The organism is Leifsonia sp. A12D58, from assembly GCF_047530025.1.
Taxonomy (GTDB): domain Bacteria; phylum Actinomycetota; class Actinomycetes; order Actinomycetales; family Microbacteriaceae; genus Cryobacterium.
This window is the reverse complement of record NZ_JBLJAT010000004.1, coordinates 363,552-385,333: the sequence shown is the minus strand read 5'-3', so window position 1 is coordinate 385,333 and position 21,782 is coordinate 363,552. Positions and strand designations below refer to the sequence as shown.

The following is a 21,782-nucleotide window of genomic DNA, read 5'->3' as shown; positions in this document are numbered from 1 at the left end:
GCACCTTTCCGCGCTTTAGATCGTGAGTTCGGGGTGCAGGCGAGCAATCGTCCACATCCGCTGCTTTGACGCGCTCCATGCGCTGATGGCCAGGGAGCCGATCATTACGAGTGCAAGCAACGCAACCGAGACCCACAGCCTATAGTCGATGCCGCCCGTAATGAGCTCCCGCAAGCCGCTGACGACCCAGGATGCCGGCATATACGGGTGCAGTGCCTGGAAGAACACTGGCGTTGTTTCGACGGGATAGGTTCCGCCAGACGAGCTCAGTTGAAGCATGAGCAGCACGAGGCTCACCACGCGCCCAGCAGCTGAGCCGAGCAAGATGATGAACATCTGTTGTAGGGCCAGGAACGCAAGCGTCGTCAGATAGATGAACGCGCTCGTGGCCACCCAGTACGCCGGTTCCAGACCGATTCCGTAGACAAGCACGAGCATCATGATGATGACCTGGCCAAGAGCAATCGCCATCGCGGGCAGGAAGCCGGTCATGACGGCCCGCAGACCGCTGGCAGATGTTGCCAGTGCGCGGGTCGGCAGAGCACGCAGGATGAGCCAGGAGATCAGCGCACCGACGAAGGTCGCGAGTGCGATGAAGAACGGTGCGAAACCTTCACCGAAGCTCGACGATTCGTTGTCCCAGGTCTGGTCGAGGACGATCGGGTCAGAAATGATCGTCGACTTTTCGTTGATAAGGGATTCAGAGTCGTTGGGAATCTGAGCCGCACCGTCGGTGAGGCCATCGGCGAGCGTGTGGCTGCCATCGACGAGCTGTCCTGCCCCGCTTTCGAGCTGTGTTCCGCCATCGAGCAACGCCTGAGAACCATCAACGAGCGTCTGTGTGCCTGTAAGTAACGAGCCCGCGCCGGTCGACAATGTTGCCGCGCCGGACTGGGCGGTGGACAGACCGGATGAAAGCTGCTCGGCCCCCGTGGCGAGCTGGCCTGCGCCAGCCGACAGCGTGCCGGTTCCGGAGGCGAGCGACGCTGCGCCGGCATCCGTCTGGGCTGCGCCGGCCTGAACCTGCGCGGCACCAGCCTGCAATTCGGCGAGCTTCGGCACAATGGCTGCCGCTGGTGTTCCGGCAGGCAGCGAATTGATCGTGTCGATCATCGTCTGTACGTTCGCCGCGACCTGCGCTGTTCCTGCGGCGACCTGTCCGGTGCCGTCCTTCAGCGTGTTTGCGCCGGTGGCGAGACTCCCGGCGCCTGCCGCGAGTTCGGCGGACTTGGACGACAGAGTGGATGCGCCGGATGTCAGGGTCGACAGTCCGGAAGACAATGAACTCGCACCGGTGGCGAGCTGGCTCGCGCCGTCGTTGAGTGAGACTGTTCCATCGGCAAGAGTCCCGAGGCCAACGACCAAATCGCCTGCGCCTGCCTTGGCGGTATCGAGGCCGTCAGCAAGCTGAGTGGCACCGTCGGCGGCATCCCGGAGTCCGCTGCCCGCATCGTGCAGGCCAACGAGCAAAGTGTTGACCGTCTGGTCGCCGATGCTCAGTGCGACGGTGTCGCGCAACTGGACCATCGCCTGCTTGCCGAGTGTCGACGCCAGGAAGCTGTTGCTGTCGTTGTAGTTGACCTGGATGACTGACTGCGACGGAGTGTCGGTGCCAGCCGAAACCGCGTTCTCGGAGAACTTCTCGGGGATCGTCACCGAGAAGTAGTAATCGCCGTTCGAGACGCCTTCTGCCGCACCGGCGGCATCCGTCACCTGCCAGTCGAGGTCTTTGCCATCGAGCAATTCATCGACGACATCGTCACCGGCCGTGAGGATGTCACCATCACGCTCGGCTCCGACATCCTCGTTGACGAGAGCGACGGGAAGGTTCTTGAGCTCGTCGGTCGGTGCCCAGAACGCCCAGAGATAAAGCGCGCCGTAAATCAATGGAATGAACAGGAGCACAGCGACCGAGATCTTCGGCAGGGTGCCCTTGCGGAACCGACGCAGCTCGGTACCGGAGGAGAGGAAAGCAAACATGTTCTAGAAGTCCTCGCTGATCGAGATGACGGTGGGGGTAGCGCGCAGGGTGGTCCAGAGTTCGGGCTCACCCGCGGTTGCCGCCACGATGACGACCGTGCCGCGCGCGGCGATCGCATCAAGGCACTCCCAGAGGACTCGCCTCGATGCAGCCTCGTGGAGCTGTTCGATCTGGTCGACGAAGAGCACATCGGGCTTCGAGAGCATGGCAAGCGTGATGCGAAGCAGCAGCGCTTGAAGTTCGGTGAGGTCCCAAATGGTGTCATTGGTCGAGGGCAGCGGGGCTGATCCGAAGATCGGGGCAGCGACCGCGGCGAACTGGGCCTGTGTCGGAGTCTTCACGAATGCCCACCACGGTGAGATCCAGGACTGGCGCTCGCGCACAGCTGCACCGACGCTGACCGACTCCTCCAGCGAATCAATACCGTCGAAACCGGCGATCGATGTGCGCTTCTGCACGCGGCGCGCGCCGCGCGGGAGGGAATGACCGAGCACTTCGACGGAGCCCGACGACTGTTTCATTCGACCGGCGAGCGTGAGCAGCGCACTCGTGCGCCCGCTTCCAGACGGCCCGCAGAGAACGGTGACACCGGTTCCGATGTCGAGGTTGACCGGCCCATAGACGGGGCCACGTTTGGCCTGCAGAGCGAGGTCATCCGCCCAAATAGTCGACTGCACGAGTCCTTCTTTCTAGTTTGTACTGACCAGTCAGTCTAACAAGAGGTGATTGAATGTCAATTGCAAGGAAGTCCTGCGGTGAACCCGAGGCGTGACACCGACGCTCGGGGCACTGCTCGTGGGGAGGGGGACGACGCATGATCATCACTCTGACCGAGGTAAGTAAGGGGCGCAGGGGCTCAGCTCTGCCGCAGACCTCGATCGAATACGTCAGTGGCCGAGCGAGTTTGGCTGTCGCCGAGACGGCTCAACGCCCGAGCGTGCTCGGCCTCATAGCTTCTGGCCGGATGCATCCGGACACGGGACAGGTCACGCTCGATGGGAAGACGGACTACCGACAGATGCGCAGGCGCATCGCGCTTGTCGATGCTCCGGATGTCAACGATCCGTCAACCGAGCTGACCATCTCTGACGTTATCTCCGAAGAGCTCATGTTCGCCGGCCGGCCGGCCGGTCCCGCCGCCACTCGACGGGCGATAGGCGATCTTGGGTACGACGACTGGCGCGGCTGGAGCATTGGCACCGTGCCGGCGATCGTGCGCGTGAGATTGCTTACCGAGCTGGCCACCATGCGCCCGGACGTCGAAGCCATCGTGCTGACTGCGCCAGACAGACATGGCGGTGATCCAGCTGACTGGTGGATGCGAGCCAGAGAACTCGCCTCACGAGGGTACGCAGTGTTGGCGATCGCCGGAGTCGCTTCAGCCACAGCGCTCGGTCTGCATGTCGCAGCGGGCGGCATCTTCCACGAACCGGCACTCGAAGCTACAGGCCCTGAAGCCATCACGTCCGGCAACGACCAACTCACGCTCGAACGCGAACGCGAAGTAGCAGAGGAAAGCGAACGCCCCGGAGAGTCCGACCCGTCGGACTACACAGCGCAGGATGCCGACATCGACCAACAGGATGACACTCCGGAGGCCCGCTCGTGAAGATTCCAGCAATGATCGCGGCTGAATTCCGGCGCCTCACCCGCACCCCAATGGCGGTACTCACGCTGTTGGCACTCGGCATCATTCCGTTGCTCTACGGAGGCCTCTATCTCTGGGCCAACCAGAATCCCTATGACAAGCTCAATGAGATTCCGGTTGCCCTGGTCGTCGAGGACACCGGCGCTTCGGTCAACGGCACCGAAACCAATTTCGGCAATGAAGTCGCCACAGAGCTCCTGGACGGCAAGCTGCTCAACTGGCACAAGGTGACTGCCGAACAAGCGCAGACGGGGGTCGACGACGGAAAATACGATTTCAGCCTCACACTGCCCGCTGAATTCTCCGCAGACATCGTCTCATCGACCGGTGATTCCCCCAGGCAGGCCGAGATCATCTTCACCACCAACGATGCCAACAGCTATCTGGGCACGACGATCGGCGAACAAGCGGTCAAGGAGATCAAGACCGCGATCGTGGCCAAGGTCAACGAACAGGCCGCGTCCCAGTTTCTTGACGGCTTGGCCACGATCAGGACCAGCCTGGTGCAGGCCGTTGACGGCACACAGAAACTTGTCGCTGGTGCGACGACAGCGGCCAGCGGCGCCGCCGAGCTGGCATCGGGCAATGCCCAGCTCGCGTCGGGCTCTGTCACGCTCCGCGACGGGCTCAACACGCTCGCCTCCGCAACATCCGACCTGCCGGCTGAAACTGCCGAGCTCGCCGATGGTGCCGCTCAGGTTGCCGCGGGCGATGCACGGATCGCCACTGTCGGAAATGACGTAGGAACGGTGTCGCAGGATGTCGTCAATCGGCTTCCCCAGGCTCGCGCCGATATCGCTCAACAGCTGACCGCATCCGGGGTTCTTACTCCAGCCCAGATCAACCAGGTGTTGGCCACCCTTGACGAGTTCGGGGCAAGGGTCACCGCAGGCAACGCGCGGGTTCAGGGCGTTGTTGGACAACTCAACGAGCTCTCTCGCGGATCAGCCGAGGTCGCCTCGGGCGCCAGAGAGCTGGCAAATGCCTCTCCAGAGCTGGCCAGCGGTATCGCGAGAGCGGCCGCCGGGTCGACCACACTCGCCACCGGGGCCGCTCAGGCAAGTGCCGGTGCAACGCAGCTGTCGAATGGGCTGCCTGAAATAGTCAACGGCCTCTCGACACTCGAATCGGGACTCCAGTCAGGCGTCACGAGCATTCCGGAGACAACACCGGAACTCCGAACTGCTCAGGCGAAGAACATCGCTGAACCCGTCGCAGTCAAGACGGCCGCTGTCGCCCAGGCCGGCAACTATGGGGCTGGGCTGGCGCCATTCTTCGTTGCCCTGGCCGCCTGGATCGGGATCTATTCGCTCTTCCTGATCGTCAAGCCCGCATCGGCACGCGCAATCACGGCCCTGCATTCACCGATCAAGATCACACTGGCCGGCTGGCTCACTCCCGCAATAATCGGAGCCCTGCAGATGGTCGCGCTCTTCTTCATCGTTGACAGAGTGCTCAACCTCACTGTTGAGAATCCCTGGCCGACTTACGGCATCATGGCGCTCTGGGCGATGATGGCCGCCGCGGTGGTGCTCGCTCTCAATATCTGGCTCGGAAGCGTCGGCCAGTTCATCGGCCTGATTCTGATGGTGGTGCAACTCGTGACGGCCGGTGGCACGTTCCCCTGGCAAACTCTGCCTGGGCCGCTGGCGACAGTTCACCATCTACTGCCGATGTCGTACGCAGTAGATGGGTTGCGACAGTTCATGTACGGCGGCAATATGGCGGATGCGGTGACCGATGTGCTGGTGATAACGTCCTGGCTGGTCGTCGCCCTCATCATCGCCGCGATAGGGGTGACGCGCATGACGCACTTCCGCACCCTGCGCGACCTGGAGCCGAGCCTGATCGAGTAGCACCGTGACCGGCAGGCCTCGCTAGAGCGGGGTCTGCTGGTGGGCCGCGACTTTCCAGCCACCACCCTGATAGAGGTATGTGGTGGACATCCGGAATTCGCGGGTGGCACCATCGCGACTCGTGATCGCACGGTAGACAACGACACCGGCACGGTTTCCGAGACGGATGATCGCCGGCTCGAGGAGTTCGTAGCCATCCCATGGCTCGAACGTTTCGAATGCCTTACGGACCACCTCACGGCTGTAGACGCCGTCGTTGACGATCATCAGGGCATCCTGCGTCATCAAGCGCTGGAAGTAGCTGCCACCACGACCGGCGATGATCGCCTGCCATCCGGCATGTTCCTCGTTGAGGAGGCGGGCGGGCAGATCGTCAGTGATCTCAGTCATGAGCCCCACGCTAGCGCAGCAACCCTGCATCGGCTGGGTTTGATTCTTACAAACCTCGTGCACGCTGGCCGTCGGCTCTAAGCAGTGGCGCGATCCCGCGCTACGGAGCCATCAACGCCGTCAAAAATGACCGAGAGCGCATTGAGAAAGGTGCTGGGATAGTCGAGGGCGATGAGTCGAGACCACAGAGCAGTCGCGTTCGGGTGCTGGTCGCGACTGATCACGGCCGCCGGCTGGACCCAGCCAGGTGAACTCGCCTGTGTACGCGGTGCCAACCGATCTCGCGCTGCCGTGGCACAGAAGGCGAAAGTGAAACTCGAGTATGCGGCGTAGAAGCGCAAGATCTCGGAGTCGTGCAGCCCCGCAGACCGAAGGACGCTCAGCAACGATTCCATCATGTCGAGCTCGGCCGGACCGACGGTTCGTCCTGCTGCCGCTTCAGCACCCAGGCACGGATACTCAAGAAAGACCTCGAGGCAGTTCTGTGCGCCGGCGGTGAGGAATCCACGCCAGTCAGAGGGATCAACGGTCGTTCGGTCGATGATGATGAGCATGACTCGGTCGAATAGGGCTGCAGTCAGGTCATCGTGATCCCGGAACTGCCGAGCGACATTGTCGACATCGGCGCCAAGTTCGACGGCGATATCGCGAAAGCGCACAGTTTTCGTTCCGGGACGCGCAGCAATGACCATCCCCGCGTCAAGCAGCACCCCGCGATCAATCGGCGCGCCCGTCTTCACGAATCGCCGTTTCCCCCAGTCAACAACCATGGTGCCTATTGTGCCCCACAGTGGCGTTCCCATAGAACGACACGTCTATATGCAGCGCTGAGAACGAAACAGAGAAACCCCGCACGATCGCGATGAAAGTGCGGGGCTCCTCTGCGGCCCTGTCGAGGTGCGCCGACTAGCTCAATCGACCACGACGCCGCAGCATCATCATTCCGGCTCCCAGTAACAGAGACAGGATCGCCGCAAGGAGCGGAATCAGCACTGCGGCTCCGGTGTGCGCCAGCGGTACCGCTTGAGCGACCACTGTGGTGTCGCTGTCCGTGAGCTGGGCATCCGGCCCCTGCTCAGTTTCTGACTCCACGGTGACCGTGTTCGTGACCGACGGATATGCGGCCTCGCCCACATTCACCGTCAGTGCGATCGTGGCGCTGTCGCCGACAGCAAGAGGACCCTCGATCGTGCAGCTGACCTTCTGATCCTTCTCGGAGCACTGAGCGCCGTCACCGTCGGCGGCTGCGAAGCGCAGGCCGTCAGGCAGAACATCAGTGACGACGATTGCATCGGCGTTCTCAGTGGGTCCTGCGTTGGAGACAGTGATGCGGTATTCGCCGGTCTGCCCCACTCGGAATGCGCCGGCGCTCTGTTTCGTGACAGTCAGCGAGGCCAGTGCCGGAACGGTGACGCCGTCTTCTGCCGTGTTGTTCGCCGGGTCGGATTCGGGAGTGGTGGAGGCAACTGTGGCGATGTTCACCACTGTCGGGTACGCAGCCGGGCGCACGACCGCGGTGATGCTCAGCGCAGGAGCCGTGTCACCAGGAGCAACGTCGGCACTCAACGCACACGTCACCGTCGTTCCGTTCGCCTGCGGTTCGAGGGCGACGCATGACCAGGCAGGATCGCTGCCCGCCGTATCGACGAACCCGAGACCGACGGGGAGCGTGTCGGTGACAACCACTCCCTCAGCGACCGATGGCCCACCGTTTCGCACCTCAAGGTCGAAGACAAGGCTGTCGCCGATCCGCACAGATCCCGAGTGGGTCTTGGTGATCGATAGGTCGCTCAGCTGGGCGATCGTGACTGTCTCATCATCGGTGTTCGACGACGGGTCAGGGTCAAGCGTCGGCGATGAAGCCGTGGCGGTATTCGTGACGGCGCCAGCTGACAATGCCGCGTCGACCTGCACCAGCATCGTGAGCGGATGCGCCGCAGCACCGGATGCAAGGGCCGACGTGCCTGCCCAACCACAGTCAACGGTTTGACCCGATGCATCGATCGGACCTGCCACGCACGCCCAGTCGAGCGAGTCCAGAAGTCCGACGTAGCTCAGACCGACCGGAAGCTGATCGGTGATCTGCAGAGGCGCGACCGCGGCCGACGGCCCATTGTTCGTCACCTGCAGGAGGTAACGCCCCTGCTCACCGGCGGTGAACAGCGTGACGGTCTTGGCCGACGCGTCGACAGCCGTCTTCGTCAGGCTGAGGTCAGCACGTGCCGTCACCGTCACATCCGCCGGGTCATCGTCGGTGTGGGTTCCGGCAGTGTCAGTCCAGGTCAGGACTGCCTGGTTCGTCAGGACTGCTCCGTCGACCACTGCCGAATCGATCAGTGCGGTCACCGTGATGTCGGAGCTGCCAAGCGGAAGCACAGCGCGATCGCACGTGCCGGTGGAGACACTGCAGGTCCAGTCGATTCCGGAGATAGCCGTGACGCTCAATCCTGTCGGTACGAGGTCAGAGACACTCACCACATTCCCCACCGACGGTCCACTGTTGGTCACTCGCACCGTGTAGTCGACGGTTGTCCCTGCAACGAACGGGCCGCTGGATGCGACGTCCTTTTCGATCTCCATGGATGCAACAGTCGTTATCGTCGTCGGGTCGGTCGCTGTGTTGTTGGCGGGATTCGGGTCGTCGAGTGGTCCATCGACCGACGCAGTGTTCACCAGGGTCTGCGCCCCCAGTTCCGCCGGAATCGCAACCGTGATGGTGATGGTGTCAGCAACCGCCGAGTTGACCAGCATCGTGTCGTGCTCGCACGTCACGGGGGTCAGCTTCGTGGTGATGTCAGTCGCGCCGATGACACAGTCCCATCCGGAACCGCTTGCGGCGGTGGGCACGAATCCCGCTGGAACGATGTCGGTCACGGTGATCGTTCCCGGCGAGTCCGACGGCCCGCTGTTGGTCACGACGAGACTGTAGTCAAGACTCGTTCCCGCAACGACGGAGCCAGTGTGGCTCTTCGCGATCGAGAGGTCCGCGTTACCGACCAGAGCCGTCGAGGTGTTGTCAGAGGTTGACGTTGCGTTCTCGGAGCTCACGTCTACCGTGTTCACGATCGGGGACGTCGTCGAGAGGTTACTCGCGGTAGCAACGTGGAGTCGCACCGTTGCCTCATTTTTGGTCGTCAGCGCCGACAGGTTTCCGGTGAGAGCGCACGTCACAGTCGTCGTTCCTGTACAGGTCCAGACACCTGCCACATTCGTCTTCGAGCTGTATGTCATCCCCGTCGGGAGCACATCGGTGAAAGTCACCAGGCGAGCGTCAGCGGGACCGTCGTTCGTGACGGTGACCTGGTAGACCGCTTCGGCGCCCGGGATGATCACGGGTGTTGGTGACACCAGCGATTTCTCGACGCGCAACGACGTGGCAGTCGACGGCGTGATCGAATCCACTGATGAACCGTTATTTGCAGGTGTCGGATCTGTCGTGGTGCCTGGGTTGACCTCGGCGGTGTTCGAGATGGGGCCGTCGACATAGGAGGAGTCGATCGTGGCTGTCACGGCCAGCAGACCTGCGGCTCCAACCGGCATTGCTCCGCCGTTTGCGGAGTACTCGCAGGTGATCGTCTCACCGGCGTCTGCCGGTTTCGTATCGCAGTCCCAGCCGGCACCAGTGGCGATCGCGCCGCTAACGCCCGCCGGAATGACATCCGTCACGGTGATGGGCCCACGCGATACAGAGGGTCCAGCGTTCGACGGGTTCAGCTCCCAGGTGATTGAGCCACCCGCTACCGGCGCAGTCGTAGTGATCGACTTCGTCAGCGCGAGATCTGCCCGGGTCGAAACCGTGTTGGGATCGTCATCGGCGTTGTTACCGCCGTGTGAATCGTGCGTCTTGGCTGCGACAGTGGCAGAGTTCGGCACTGACGTTCCGTGGACAACGGAAGCCGAAGCGGATGCAGCAACAGTGATCACCGGGAAGGACGCCTTGCTCGCCAGAACCTCAGTGGCAACCGTGCGCGCACAGCTGAACGCCCCAGCCGACGTGGGAACCGTGCAGGTCCACCCCGTGCCGCTCGCAGCGGTGATCGTCACTCCAGCGGGAAGCGTCGGAGTGTCAGTGACGACGAAGTTACCCCCCTCGGCTGCGCCTACCGCGGCATCCGGTCCGTTATTCGTCACGGTGAGAGTCCATGCTGACGGCGTGGTCGTCCCGGCAACGAGAGAGTCGCCCGCCGTCTTGGCGAGTGCCACGTCGGCTTCATTGATTCGAGCCTTCGCGCTGGCGGACGGCCCTGCGTAGTCAGTGGAAGCGTTGTTAGGGGCACCGGTGGCGTCGGTCACAACAGCCGAGACCGTGTTGGTGTGGACAAGTCCGATGCCAGCCCCGGGGTCGATCAGCGCTGCTCGTGTCGGAGTTGTCGAATAGGTGATCACGATGGAGTGACCGGCGGGAAGGTTCAGGAACGGAGCCCAGGCCAGCGTTTGGACGCCGTCGGCCGAAACGATCGTCGGCTCGCTGAGTGGCTGTGCAGTTGCCTTGTTGATGCTGATGGTGCCAGAACCGGCAACGTACTCCCAATTCTTGGGCAGCTCATCTGTTGCCCCGACCGATACCGCAGTGCCACGTCCGGTATTCGTCAGTGTCACAGTCCAGCCCAGGGGTGAATCGACGTAGGCTATCCCGCCGTTAGCGACAGTTTTGGCTACGGTGACGTGGGGGAAGTCGGGCGTGACGGCGGCCGTGGCTGTCGGCTCGCGGTACGTCGATCCACCGCTCGATTTGGAGTATTCCCGTCCATCGTTCGGTAGCGAGTAATACGTCGGGATCGAGACGACGTTGTCGATGCGAGTCGTTGCAAGCGTCGTCGACTCGGCGAGTTTTGCCGTGTAGGTGAACGTCGTCGACGCACCCTTGTCGAGCTGCGCGGTCGTCCAGGTGATGGTGCGCGCCGAGGCATCGATGACACCGCCGCCAGAGGTTACGGTGACAGTGTTCATGTCGAGGCCAGCTGGAATCGCGTCAACAACGGTGGCGTTGTATGCGGCGCTCGTCGTTTCGAGGTTGGCGTTGGAGACCGTGACCGTATAGGTCAGCAGTTCTCCGGGCTCCGGAGTCGTGTTGTTCGCGCTCTTCGCTATCGACAACTTAGGTTCGGTGATGGTGATCGCAGCGGTACCCGGCGTTCCGCTCTCGTCTGGCGTAGTGCCAGCCGAAGTGGGGTTTCCCTTCTCAGCGGTGTTCCACACCAGGCTTGCTATGTTCTGCCGCACGGTACCGGCGGTATTTCCGACAAGACTTGTCACCGTTCCGGTGAAGGTAACCCTCACGATTCGTTCAGTGGGCGCTGACGCGAGTGTACCCAGGAGCCAACCGATTTTCGTGCCGTCGTCGCTGCTCGGAGCGAGTGCCGCACACGGCGTTCCGTCCAACGAGCACGTGGCACCGGTGGCGCTGACCGAGATGCCGGCGGGCAGCGTGTCGATGATTGCCGCGTTGTAGAACATGACGTCTGCCGGGATGGTGACATCGATCTGATATGTGACGAATTCGCCGATCGTTGCCGTTGGTTTGTCAACACTCTTGACCGTCGTCGCGCCGATAACTGCAACGGTTGCGGCCGTGCTCGTGGCCGTGACAACCTTTTCGACGGAGCCGTCGTTCGAACCGTTCATCACCGTCGATGCCGTGATGGCCGCGACGTTCGAGTAGCTGGCAAGTCCCGCGGACGCTGGGCTGATCTGTGCGGTGAAGGTGAGTTTCACCGCGTTCGGGAAGAGCAGTTCGCCCGGGGCCGCAAGCGTCCAGGTGAGCTTCGTGCTGCCGACCGCACAGCCATTCTCTCCGGCAGCCGCACCCGTTCCTGTTCCCGGAGTCACAGTGGTGGCTGCAGAGGCGCTCGGCTCGGTGAACTCCTTAAAGATGAGACCGTTGGGGAGGCAGTCAACGACGACTGAGTCGTACGCCGCCGGGGCACCCTCGGTGTTGCCTGCGACAAGCGTGTACGTGACGATCTCGCCGCCTCGCGCCTCGGACTTGTCGATCGCCTTCGTCAGAGTGGGCTTTGGTACGACGACGGAGACCACAGCTGACGCAGTGCGATCGGGAAGCGACGCGCTCCCGACTTGCGTGCTGACCATGCTGCTGAACCGTGCAGTGTTCGTCAGGGTTCCTGTACTCAACTCGACACCGACGAGAGCACCGGAGATTGTCACGGTGAACACCTGGTCGGTTGCCGTGCTGTTGTTCCAGGTGGCAGGAAATGTCAGGTTACCGGCCGTCAGGCTAAAGCCAACCGGAAGCGCTCCACCGTCCAGTGTCGCGGCAAACCCTTCAGCACTCGGCAGCGTCATACCGGTCGGAAGAACGTCGCTGAGTAGGCCGTTGTACACCGTCGTTCCTGCCGGAATGGTGACGCTGTATGTGTAGTCAACGGTTTCACCGGCAACGACCTGCGTCGCTGCCTTGTTCGCACCGGGGAGGTTTGGTTTCACCGACTTGGCGACGGTGGCGTCTGCCAGTTTCACCGTGGCGGTGGCATTCGCTGCTGGCACGTTCCACTTGTCGGCTGTCGCTGTGCTGTTGTCGAGCGAATCGGTCGGGAAGTACTCGGTGTCTGTTCCACTGGTGTTCGGCGACGTGAATTTCACAACTGACGCGTTGTTTCTGAACACCTTCGAAACGCTGACCTCGGCCGGGATCGTCACGTTGTAGGTCACGGTCTCCGTCTGGCCCGGAAGAATCGGGCCGGGAACCGTCCAGAGGATGATGCTGCGCTTGGCACTCGTCGACGCCAGCGCGTTCGCGCGGTATCCGGCGTCGCCGAAGTCGAAGCAGCTGGCCGCGGGTGCCGTGGAAGAGATGGTCGAACAATCCAGACCCACCGGTAGCAGGTCCCATAGCTCAACGTTCTGTGCAGCGAAGTCATGAGCTCCGCCCGCCGTGCCATCGTTTTTCACCGTCAGGGTGAACGGGATGACATGGCCCTCGGCCACGAGGTTCGTGCCGCTCGGTGCCACATACGATTTAGCGAGTGACAACCTCGGCGTCGTGATGCTGTAATCCGCTGCATCACGGAGCGCGACGACTGTGCCGGCAGTGTTTTCCTGGCGGTACTTCATCAGGTTGGCGGTGATGTCGATGCCGGCGATCGCCGACGCATCGGTGACCACTGCCTGCACGTACATCGTCAGCGTCGCACCCATTGGCATATAGAGATTGGTATCGCCTCCGGTTCCGACGGATCCGAGGTGCCAGGCGGCGGGATCAGTGCCCGCACCTGTGGCTGCCTCAGTGCCAGAAACCGGCACGACCATCGACGCGAACGTTGGATCGACCGAGTAGCCGACGTATTCGGTACCGACCGGCACGAAGTCGGTGATGACCGCGTTGCGTGTTACAGCGGATGAGGAGAAATTGACGGTGAGCTCGAAACAAACAGCGTCACCGAGCTGGTAACCAGGCACGTCGGTATCGACGTACACGCTCGGGCTGGGCGGATTCGCACAGTCGAGCGCAGTGCCGTTCGCGATCGGGCGGGTGAGCACCTTCTTATTGATGGTCGGTGCCGTCGGGATGATGGTCGCCTTCGAGTCGTCGATCACGTCGACAACAGAAGGTGATTGCTGTGCGGTGACATCGGTGGTGGTGCCGGCGATGCCAACTGTGTTGGTGAAAGAGTCACCGACTGCCGTAGGAACCCCGTTCCCGGTGCCCGGCGTCGACGTTCCTCCATAAGCGGCACCCATCAGCGCCTGGTACGTGATCGTGTGGTCGGTGTTTGAGGCCAGCATGCTGCCGGTGATCGTCGGTTCCATGACCAGCGTGTACGTGCCGTCAGCGTTGTGTGTGGTGCTCGTCACACTCGCCCCGAGCACATTGCCTGCCTGGCATCCGTTACCTGAAACTCCACCGGGAACCAGCGGGCACAATCCGTTGGGGATGAGGTCTGTGATCGTCATTTTGCTGTCGTCGGTGTATTCACTCGCGCGCAGTAGCAGTGTGAATTCGGCCAGCTGGCCACCCGAGAAGGTGTCGCCCCCTGACGGCGTCGACACACTCTTGACGATCGACAGATCCATCGCCTTGACCGTCAGCGAGTCGGATGCGGTCACGACCGGGCTAGAGCCCGATGCGACGGTTCCGGTGTAGGTCCCTGTCGCGACAACCGTGTTGGTCAGGGATTGCCCGGCCTTCGCCCCGTCCTGCTGCCTCGTCGACGCACCCGTGTTGTTGTCAAGGTTCGAAGCCTGGGCGAGTGACTCCGCACCAGGTGCGGTGCCCGCCCACAGGGTGTTTTCTCGCAGAGGAATTCCGGCGGCATAGGTGATGGAGGTCTCGCCGGGCAACACGGTTCCGAAGGTCCAGGTGACCTTTGTGTAGACGCCAGCACCCAGCCGTCCGACCTCGTTTGCTGCGAGCTGTACCGTCTCGACCTTCGTCAGCGAGGTTCCAGCCGCGAGGCATTCTGAAGCAACGACGGTGTCACTCTGGCCCAGCCGACCCGATCCGGGATATTCCTCTCCGACCGTGCTGTTGTCCACACCTCCGCAGCCGAGGAACTCGAGTCCGGCAGGAAGATAATCGACGACCACGACATCACGCGTCGGGGCAACTCCCGTGTTGCGGACCGTGAGGGTGTATTCGGTCGTCTGGTCGTGCACGCCACGCATGAGCTCGTGTTCCGGGCTCGGTTCGCTCTTTTCAACCTCGATCGCGTTGATTTTGGTCGTTCCACCGACCGTTGAATCAGAGGCGATCGATGCGTCGGCCACCGCAACGCCCGTTGTCGAATTGAACTTAACCAGCTTGCGGGGGTTGCTCGGCGCATAAACCGATGCCTGGCCGGTGAACGAAGACCCGACCGGATACAGCGCAGGATCCGGCTGCACGCTGAAGGTGAGGGTCGCTGCGAGGTCGCGCGGCAAGTCGGCCAGATTCGACCAGATCAGGACCTGGTGGCTGACCGCCGGCGGACCAACTCGGTCGACGATGGTCACGATCGTGGGCTCTGGCATTCCGATCGCGTCTGCGCCCGTTGCGCTTCCGGTGACATACGTCACGCCGGCCGGAAGTTCGTACCTGAAAGCCACGTTGTACAGGTCGGTCGACGGCGAGCCGGTCGCCGTCAGAGAGATGCTCGCCGTCTCACCCGCCAGAATCGTCGAATCGCTCGTCGCCTCAAGGGTGACGAGCGTGTCAGCCATCGCGGGAGCGGCGACCGCGCCGACGACCAGTGCGCCAGCCACGAGAACGCCGGCAACGATGCTCGCTATGACTCGGTTGAACGCACGCGTCGGCGAGAGCATGCCCCCCACGGTGAATACGTGACGTGGTTTACGGCGCGACGAATGGTCGTCGTGGAGAGTCGGCATTGTGAAGCATTCCTCTGGTCTACGGGTCAAATCAGCTGACACTGCGAAATGCTCTTACGCACACCGACGGCAGTAGCAACAGAGGCCACGCGCAACATATGTCACTCACTATTCTGACGGACAGAACGACTCGTCTGTCCCACCACCCCCATCACTGGGGGGATGCCGCGTGTCGCTCAGTTTTTGGCGCGGCAATCATCGCCCCACGGCGACGCCCGCACTGCCTCCGCTGATCAGAAAGCGACGTGTTGCATGACCCAGCTGTGCATCGTCACTGCCGCAGCGGCCGATGCGTTGATCGAGCGCGTCGAGCCAAACTGAGTGATCTCAACGACGGCATCCGCTGCCGCGATCGCCTCATCGGACAGCCCAGGGCCCTCTTGTCCGAACACAAGCACGCAACGCTCCGGAAAGTCGAACGTCTCGATCTTGACGCAGCCCGGCACATTGTCGATTGCGATGACCGGCAGATTCTCTGACTTCGCCCAGACCAGAAATTCGGCGACGTCCGGGTGGTGCAGCACGTGCTGGTAACGGTCGGTGACCATCGCGCCACGCTTGTTCCAGCGCTTACGGCCGATGATGTGCACGGTATCCGCTGCGAAGGCGTTGGCGCTTCGCACGATCGAGCCGATGTTCATATCGTGCTGCCAGTTCTCGATAGCAACGTGGAACGGATGGCGGTGCTCGTCGAGGTCAGCGACGATCGCCTCCATGGTCCAATAGCGATACCGATCGATCACGTTCCTGGTGTCGCCGACCTTCAGCAGCTCAGCGTCGTACCACGGCTCGTCCGGCCACTCCCCTTGCCACGGACCCACCCCGTGGGTCGACAATTCAGCTGTCGGGTTCTGGGGCTGCTTCACGTCGGTATTCTCCACCCGTCAACCGTAACCCGCCGGGCTGGGCACTCAGCCCGCCTCAACCTCGCAGCTAGTCGGTTGTCACGCACCCTTTCGGTATGCCTAAAAATTGGCTATTATTTCGGCATGCCTAAATCTGCGACGACGATCGACACGCAGCACGGCGCGGCGCCGCACACGACAGCCAACTCGTCTGCACGCCTGATCTGGCTGCTTGGCCCCGCACTCGTTGCCGGTGTCGCCTATCTCGACCCTGGCAATGTTGCCAGCAACATGACGGCGGGCGCCGCCTACGGCTACCTACTTGTGTGGGTCGTCGTTGCCGGCAACGTGATGGCCTGGCTGATCCAGTACCTCTCGGCCAAACTTGGCATCGTCACGGGCAAGAGCCTTCCCGAGATTCTGGGCCTGCGCATTCGACGCCCACTGGCCCGGCGCCTCTACTGGTTACAGGCCGAGCTCGTCGCGATGGCGACCGACCTTGCCGAAGTCATCGGTGGGGCTGTCGCACTCAACCTGCTGTTCAATGTGCCGCTTCTCCTCGGCGGCGCCATCACCGGCGTGATCTCGATGATCGTTCTCGGCGTGCAGAGCCGTCGCGGCCCCCACGTCTTCGAGCGTGTCATCATCTCGTTGCTGCTCATCATCGCCGTCGGATTCACCGCAGGCGTTTTCGTGTCGCCACCGGATGCCGGTGGCGTGATTTCAGGGCTCGTCCCTCGTTTCGAGGGAACCAACTCGGTGCTGCTCGCGGCATCGATCCTCGGTGCCACGATCATGCCGCACGCCATTTACGCGCACTCCGCGCTTGCCCGCGACCGATTCCCGCAGTTCGTGGGACGCTCTGACACTCGCCGGCTGCTCTGGGCGACGAAGTGGGACGTCTCGATCGCCATGTTGATCGCTGGAACGGTGAACCTCGCGATCCTGCTGCTTGCCGCCTCCGCGCTACAGGGTGTTGAAGGAACAGACACACTCGAAGGTGCGTACCAGGCGCTCGACACCACCCTGGGACCCGTCATCGCGACAGTCTTCGCCGTCGGCCTGCTGGCATCCGGTCTGGCATCCACCTCGGTTGGAGCGTATGCAGGGGCTGAAATCATGCACGGCCTGCTGCGGATCAGGATGCCGATCCTCCTGCGCAGGCTGATCACGCTGATTCCGGCGCTCGTGATACTGGGTTCTGGCTTCGATCCGACTGAGGCACTGGTGCTCAGCCAGGTCGTATTGTCGTTCGGTATTCCGTTTGCGCTCATTCCCCTCGTCTGGATCACCGCCAAACGCGGCATTCTGGGCGAGTATCGCAACCGCTGGTTCACGACGGTGGCCGGAGCCATTGCTGCGGTGCTACTCGTCGCGCTTAATGTTGTGCTGCTCGTGCTTGTGTTCAGCGGGGCCTAGCCCAGCGATTTGAAACTACGCTGAGGTGACATGAAACCCACGACTCCGGCCGCCGAGGACTACCTCAAGACCATCTACTCTCACACCGAGTGGCAGGCGGAGCCCATTACGCCCTCAGCCCTCGCCACGCGGTTGGGTGTCGCCCCGTCATCGGTCACCGAGATGGTGAAGAAGCTTGCCGCATCTGGGTTGCTCACCCATGTGCCCTATGGCCCACTGACCCTGACCGCGGCCGGTCGCCTGCAGGCGACTGCCGTCGTACGCAGGCACCGCCTGATCGAGACATGGCTCGTCAGCGAGATGGGATACGACTGGGACGAGGTACACGAAGAAGCCGAGGTACTTGAGCACGCGATCTCTGATCGACTGCTTGAATCGATGTCGTCCAGGCTGGGTAACCCGACATCTGATCCGCACGGCGACCCGATCCCGGCCGCAGACGGCACGGTTTCGATGCCGTCGGCCGTGCTGTTGTCGGCTGCCCCCGTCGGTCATCGAGGCAAGGTGCTGCGGGTCAGCGACCGAGATCCAGCAGTACTCAGACAGCTGGCTGCTGCCGGCGTGAGTCCAAGCACTCCCATTACCGTGGCGGATGCGATGACCCTGCAGCTGGCATCCGGACACAGCCTGCAGCTGACCCCGTCAGCCTGCGACTCAATCTGGGTCACACGGTAGCTGGGTCGAGCGTCTACGGCCCGCGGTGACGACACAGCACCGTTACGAAGAGGAAACCTCACGCCGATAGGCTGGGTCCTTAACGAGAGGAGCTCCCATGGCACGCCGTGACGAGATCGAATGCTGGCTCACCGACATGGATGGGGTGCTGGTTCATGAGAACAGTGCACTCCCGGGCGCAGCTGCGCTGTTGGCACAATGGACCGATGCGGGAACTCCGTTCCTGGTACTCACCAATAACTCAATCTTCACACCGCGCGATCTGAGCGCCCGCCTGAGGCAATCGGGACTCATCGTTCCCGAAGAACGCATCTGGACCTCGGCCCTCGCGACCGCTGACTTCCTGCGCTCACAGAAGCCGGATGGCAGCGCCTTCGTGATTGGCGAGGCCGGTATCACCACGGCCCTGCACGAGGCCGGCTTCATCATGACCGAGAGCAACCCCGACTACGTCGTCGTGGGCGAGACTCGCAACTATTCGTTTGAGGCGATCACCAAGGCCATCCGTCTCATTCTCGGCGGATCGCGCTTCATCGTGACGAACCCGGATGCCACCGGACCAAGCGCCGATGGCCCGCTGCCGGCCACGGGCGCGATCGCAGCACTCATCACCAAGGCGACCGGCATGGAGCCGTATGTCGTCGGCAAGCCGAACCCGATGATGTTCCGCTCAGCGATGAACAAGATCGGTGCGCACTCGGAGAACACCGGAATGATCGGCGACCGAATGGACACCGATATCGTTGCGGGAATCGAAGCCGGTCTGCACACCATTCTGGTGATGACCGGAATCAGCGACGAGGCAGAAATCAACCGCTACCCGTTCAGGCCAGACGAGATTCTCGACGGCGTCCACGTTCTGGTCTCGAACGAGCCCGTAGAGTCCGACGCGATCTAGGCATCAGCCGCTGATATGAGTAACCACAACGACGATGACACGTCCATCTACAGCGATAAGCGCAAACGACGCCAACGCATAATGGTCTGGACGATCATCATTGCCCTCGTACTCGGCAGCGGCGGAGCGACAGTAATCTCGCTGCTGGCCAGCTAGGTTGCGATCGCCCGCCCTCGCTTGACATACAGACGCCCCCGATCCGCCTTCTCGGCAGATCGGGGGCGTCTCTGTATCTTCGCTGTGCGTACGGTTACGCGGTTGGGCCTGGGCCCGCAACGCTTCCGGTGAGGGGTTCGCCTGACGACCGGCTCACGAAGCAGTAGTAACTGCGCTGCCCACTCGACCACTGGTCTTCTGTGACGGGGTAGCTTCCCTGCAACTGCAAGTCGGGGAATGCAGCGGCCGCGGTCATGTCGATAATGCCGGGCACCGTGCATACGAGGTTGATTTGAGCGGCCAGTGCGGCTTCACCGGGGAACACCGCAGCCGGGTCGTCGCCGAACGAACCGCGGGACACCAACTGCGCGGTGTGCGGTGTTGCGCAGTCGACGACGGTGAATTCCTCGTTCCACGGCGAGACGAACGGCTCGAGACACTCAGTACCGAACATCGTGTTCCAGGCATGCACGCCAGCGGCCTGCGGAGCAGTGACCTCTGGCTCGGGGGTTGGCGTCGGAGCAGTTGTCGGAGCGGCACTGGCAGCAGCGGTCGGTGTCGTCGCTGCCACCGGGGCTCCACCGATTCCCTGACCGATGAAGAACAAGCCAACGAGCACCAGCACAGCGACGAGTCCGCCAGCGATCAGGACCAGGAGCTTGGTGTTCCTAGCAGCTGGCGGCTTCGAACCGCCCCCAACGGATGCTCCCACCGGTGGCTGGGCCGGCGGCGTGGGAGGCCCAGCGCTGGCTGCACCATTCCCAAACAGGGATTGTTCCGCAGGAGAAGCGACCACCACTGGCGGGACACTCACCGCTGCAGGTGCGGCGGAGTTGGTGTTCACAGGCTGCGGAGCAGCCGGAGCAGCCTTGCGCTCCGGCCAGGCCTTTGCACGAGGCGGTGCGACCTCAGGGGTCAGCCCGAATGGGCCGGAGCCGGTGCGTGGCAGTGCCGTTTCGTCGACGTCCGCCTCTGACTCACGTGCTGGAGCATCGCCCTCCGCTGATGGCGAGGTAGTCGATGCCGAGCCGGAGAGGAGACGAGAGAACGCCGACGTTTCTGGCTGAGACGGGCTGTCAATAAAGAAGGGAACGGCTTCAGCTTCGTCGGTTTCGGCGACGGGATCGGGATCGGGATCGGCGGCAACTACGGCGTCCGGCGCGACTTCTGGGTCAGACGTGACTGCGGTCGGGTCGAGCGTAGGTGTCTGGTCGGGTGCGGGCACAGGCGCGTCGAGAGGTTCGGCAGCTGCAGCCGGGATCCCGGGGAGTCGTCGACCGAATCGGCTCGTCCGAAACGCAGGTGGGGGCGTCGCGGCGCTCGGGGCGACAGGGGGCTGAACCGGAGTACCGCCGCTGGCGGCCACTTCTTCTGCGGTGAGGACCAGAGGAACCTGCGCCACGGTGGTCCACCATGGTTCGGGCTCATCGGCGGCGACAGGTGCAGTGCCGGATGATTCAGTTGACGATGCAGTTGCATCCGTGTCGGCGGCAGCCGGGGCTGGAGTAGCCGAGACCGGCGCAGCGGGCATGACCACCGGATCTGGTTCGTGTGTTGGCGTCAGGCCCCAACTGAATGCCGCGGCAGCTGGTTCAGCAGGCTCGACCACCGGCGCGGACACAACTTCCCGCGGAGCCTCGGTGACGACAGGCGGTATGGCGGGCTCAACCGGCCTGGCAGGTGTGGCAGGCGGCAGCGCATTACGAGGAACAGCGATCTGGCCTGGTCCCCACACGGCGGCAGCAGCAGGTGCTACCTGCGTTGGGGCAGACGTCGGCGGCGAAACAATTGAAGGAGCAGGAGCAGGAGGAGCCGATTCAGGCACAGCAGGCACGCTGAGCCCCGTTGCGGCGGGGCTCGTCAGCCCTGCGGCAGCCGACACCGGTCCGGACCCAGTCGCGGAGGTGTCGCCAGACGCATCCGCGCCTTCACCGTTTTCGCCACCCAGCTGCGACTGCAGCCAATCGAGGTCGCCAGATTCCGGTTTGTGCTCCTCTGGCATTAGCTGAGCCCCAGGTCTTCCAAACCGATTGCAGAGTAGTACGGGTAGCCAGCGGCTTCGATGATCTCTTTAGCCCCGGTGTTGCGGTCTACGACGACTGCGACTCCGGCAATGATCGCCCCAACTTTGAGGAGGGCTTCGATGGCCGCAAGCGGGGAACCGCCAGTGGTCGAGGTGTCTTCAAGCACAATGACACGCTTGCCGTTCAGGTCAGGTCCCTCGACCTGCTTGCCGCGGCCGTGATCCTTCGGCTCCTTGCGTACGACGAACGCGTCGTAGCTCGCTCCACGCGCAGCGCCCTGATGCAGGATCGCCGCGGCAACGGGGTCAGCGCCCATCGTCATACCGCCAACGGCTGAGACATCCGGGATGCCCTTGATCAGGTCGAGCATGACCTGACCGATCAACGGTGCTACTTCGTGGTCGAGGCTCACCCGACGCAGGTCTACGTAATAGGTTGCCTTCTTGCCACTGGTGAGAGTGAAATCACCGTGGAAGACAGCCTTGTTCGAGATGTGGTCAATGAGCTGAGTGCGTGCGTCTGTCACGTCCATAACTTTAGGGCACCGGCCTTGACATGTGCTGCGT

The 21,782-nt window shown here is 62.7% G+C and carries 14 protein-coding genes; 6 read left to right on the top strand and 8 right to left on the bottom strand.

Annotated elements, in window-relative coordinates:
* Positions 1-15 precede the first annotated feature (15 nt).
* Both ACMT3I_RS12485 and ACMT3I_RS12480 read right to left on the bottom strand, forming a co-directional pair.
* Complete coding sequence (locus ACMT3I_RS12485) at positions 16-1,980, bottom strand: YhgE/Pip family protein (protein WP_414804812.1); 1,965 nt, start codon at positions 1,978-1,980, stop codon at positions 16-18.
* 3 nt (positions 1,981-1,983) lie between these two features.
* Entirely contained in the window at positions 1,984-2,658 is a 675-nt protein-coding gene (locus ACMT3I_RS12480) for an ATP-binding cassette domain-containing protein (RefSeq protein ID WP_414804811.1), read from the bottom strand.
* Between the two features lie 137 nt (positions 2,659-2,795).
* Between ACMT3I_RS12480 and ACMT3I_RS12475 the strand changes: the two genes are divergently transcribed.
* A complete protein-coding gene (locus tag ACMT3I_RS12475) occupies positions 2,796-3,590 on the top strand; it encodes a hypothetical protein (protein WP_414804810.1) in 795 nt (264 codons plus the stop codon).
* The gene (locus tag ACMT3I_RS12470) at positions 3,587-5,485 is read left to right on the top strand and encodes a YhgE/Pip family protein (RefSeq protein ID WP_414804809.1); all 1,899 of its coding nucleotides are present in this window, start codon (positions 3,587-3,589) and stop codon (positions 5,483-5,485) included. The genes ACMT3I_RS12475 and ACMT3I_RS12470 overlap by 4 nt, the downstream gene beginning before the upstream one ends.
* Positions 5,486-5,506: 21 nt before the next feature.
* Here the strand turns inward: ACMT3I_RS12470 and ACMT3I_RS12465 are convergent, their stop codons facing one another.
* From ACMT3I_RS12465 to ACMT3I_RS12450, 4 genes are all read right to left on the bottom strand, one after another.
* Positions 5,507-5,875 carry a nuclear transport factor 2 family protein gene (locus ACMT3I_RS12465; protein WP_414804808.1) on the bottom strand — a complete coding sequence of 123 codons (369 nt, stop codon included), beginning with the start codon at positions 5,873-5,875 and terminating at the stop codon, positions 5,507-5,509.
* Between the two features lie 77 nt (positions 5,876-5,952).
* Positions 5,953-6,645 (bottom strand): TetR/AcrR family transcriptional regulator C-terminal domain-containing protein, encoded by a 693-nt coding sequence (locus ACMT3I_RS12460; RefSeq protein WP_414804807.1) that lies wholly within the window; start codon positions 6,643-6,645, stop codon positions 5,953-5,955.
* Between the two features lie 136 nt (positions 6,646-6,781).
* Entirely contained in the window at positions 6,782-15,199 is an 8,418-nt protein-coding gene (locus tag ACMT3I_RS12455; protein ID WP_414804806.1) for an isopeptide-forming domain-containing fimbrial protein, read from the bottom strand.
* A 233-nt stretch (positions 15,200-15,432) separates the two neighbouring features.
* The gene (locus tag ACMT3I_RS12450; protein ID WP_414804805.1) at positions 15,433-16,065 is read right to left on the bottom strand and encodes a TrmH family RNA methyltransferase; all 633 of its coding nucleotides are present in this window, start codon (positions 16,063-16,065) and stop codon (positions 15,433-15,435) included.
* Positions 16,066-16,188: 123 nt separating this feature from the next.
* Between ACMT3I_RS12450 and ACMT3I_RS12445 the strand changes: the two genes are divergently transcribed.
* The 4 genes from ACMT3I_RS12445 (at position 16,189) to ACMT3I_RS12430 (ending at position 19,192) form a co-directional block, all read left to right on the top strand.
* Positions 16,189-17,463: an Nramp family divalent metal transporter gene (locus ACMT3I_RS12445; RefSeq protein WP_414804804.1), complete on the top strand. Its 1,275-nt coding sequence runs from the start codon at positions 16,189-16,191 to the stop codon at positions 17,461-17,463.
* A gap of 30 nt (positions 17,464-17,493) precedes the next feature.
* The gene (locus tag ACMT3I_RS12440; RefSeq protein ID WP_414804803.1) at positions 17,494-18,138 is read left to right on the top strand and encodes a metal-dependent transcriptional regulator; all 645 of its coding nucleotides are present in this window, start codon (positions 17,494-17,496) and stop codon (positions 18,136-18,138) included.
* Positions 18,139-18,235: 97 nt separating this feature from the next.
* The gene (locus tag ACMT3I_RS12435; RefSeq protein WP_414804802.1) at positions 18,236-19,036 is read left to right on the top strand and encodes an HAD-IIA family hydrolase; all 801 of its coding nucleotides are present in this window, start codon (positions 18,236-18,238) and stop codon (positions 19,034-19,036) included.
* A 15-nt stretch (positions 19,037-19,051) separates the two neighbouring features.
* Entirely contained in the window at positions 19,052-19,192 is a 141-nt protein-coding gene (locus ACMT3I_RS12430; RefSeq protein WP_414804801.1) for a hypothetical protein, read from the top strand.
* A gap of 94 nt (positions 19,193-19,286) precedes the next feature.
* Here the strand turns inward: ACMT3I_RS12430 and ACMT3I_RS12425 are convergent, their stop codons facing one another.
* Both ACMT3I_RS12425 and pyrE read right to left on the bottom strand, forming a co-directional pair.
* Positions 19,287-21,194, bottom strand: coding sequence for a hypothetical protein (locus ACMT3I_RS12425; RefSeq protein WP_414804800.1), 1,908 nt, complete (start codon positions 21,192-21,194; stop codon positions 19,287-19,289).
* Complete coding sequence (gene pyrE, locus ACMT3I_RS12420; RefSeq protein WP_414804799.1) at positions 21,194-21,748, bottom strand: orotate phosphoribosyltransferase; 555 nt, start codon at positions 21,746-21,748, stop codon at positions 21,194-21,196. Before pyrE ends, ACMT3I_RS12425 begins: the two co-directional genes overlap by 1 nt.
* Between the last annotated feature and the right edge of the window lie 34 nt (positions 21,749-21,782).

Excerpts from the sequence above, each read along its gene's own strand:
- ACMT3I_RS12485 (WP_414804812.1), bottom strand. The coding sequence starts at position 1,980 with ATGTTTGCTTTCCTCTCCTCCGGTACCGAGCTGCGTCGGTTCCGCAAG.
- ACMT3I_RS12475 (WP_414804810.1), top strand. The coding sequence starts at position 2,796 with ATGATCATCACTCTGACCGAGGTAAGTAAGGGGCGCAGGGGCTCAGCT.
- ACMT3I_RS12465 (WP_414804808.1), bottom strand. The coding sequence starts at position 5,875 with ATGACTGAGATCACTGACGATCTGCCCGCCCGCCTCCTCAACGAGGAA.
- ACMT3I_RS12460 (WP_414804807.1), bottom strand. The coding sequence starts at position 6,645 with ATGGTTGTTGACTGGGGGAAACGGCGATTCGTGAAGACGGGCGCGCCG.
- ACMT3I_RS12455 (WP_414804806.1), bottom strand. The coding sequence starts at position 15,199 with ATGCCGACTCTCCACGACGACCATTCGTCGCGCCGTAAACCACGTCAC.
- ACMT3I_RS12445 (WP_414804804.1), top strand. The coding sequence starts at position 16,189 with ATGCCTAAATCTGCGACGACGATCGACACGCAGCACGGCGCGGCGCCG.
- ACMT3I_RS12440 (WP_414804803.1), top strand. The coding sequence starts at position 17,494 with ATGAAACCCACGACTCCGGCCGCCGAGGACTACCTCAAGACCATCTAC.
- ACMT3I_RS12435 (WP_414804802.1), top strand. The coding sequence starts at position 18,236 with ATGGCACGCCGTGACGAGATCGAATGCTGGCTCACCGACATGGATGGG.
- ACMT3I_RS12430 (WP_414804801.1), top strand. The coding sequence starts at position 19,052 with ATGAGTAACCACAACGACGATGACACGTCCATCTACAGCGATAAGCGC.
- ACMT3I_RS12425 (WP_414804800.1), bottom strand. The coding sequence starts at position 21,194 with ATGCCAGAGGAGCACAAACCGGAATCTGGCGACCTCGATTGGCTGCAG.
- pyrE (WP_414804799.1), bottom strand. The coding sequence starts at position 21,748 with ATGGACGTGACAGACGCACGCACTCAGCTCATTGACCACATCTCGAAC.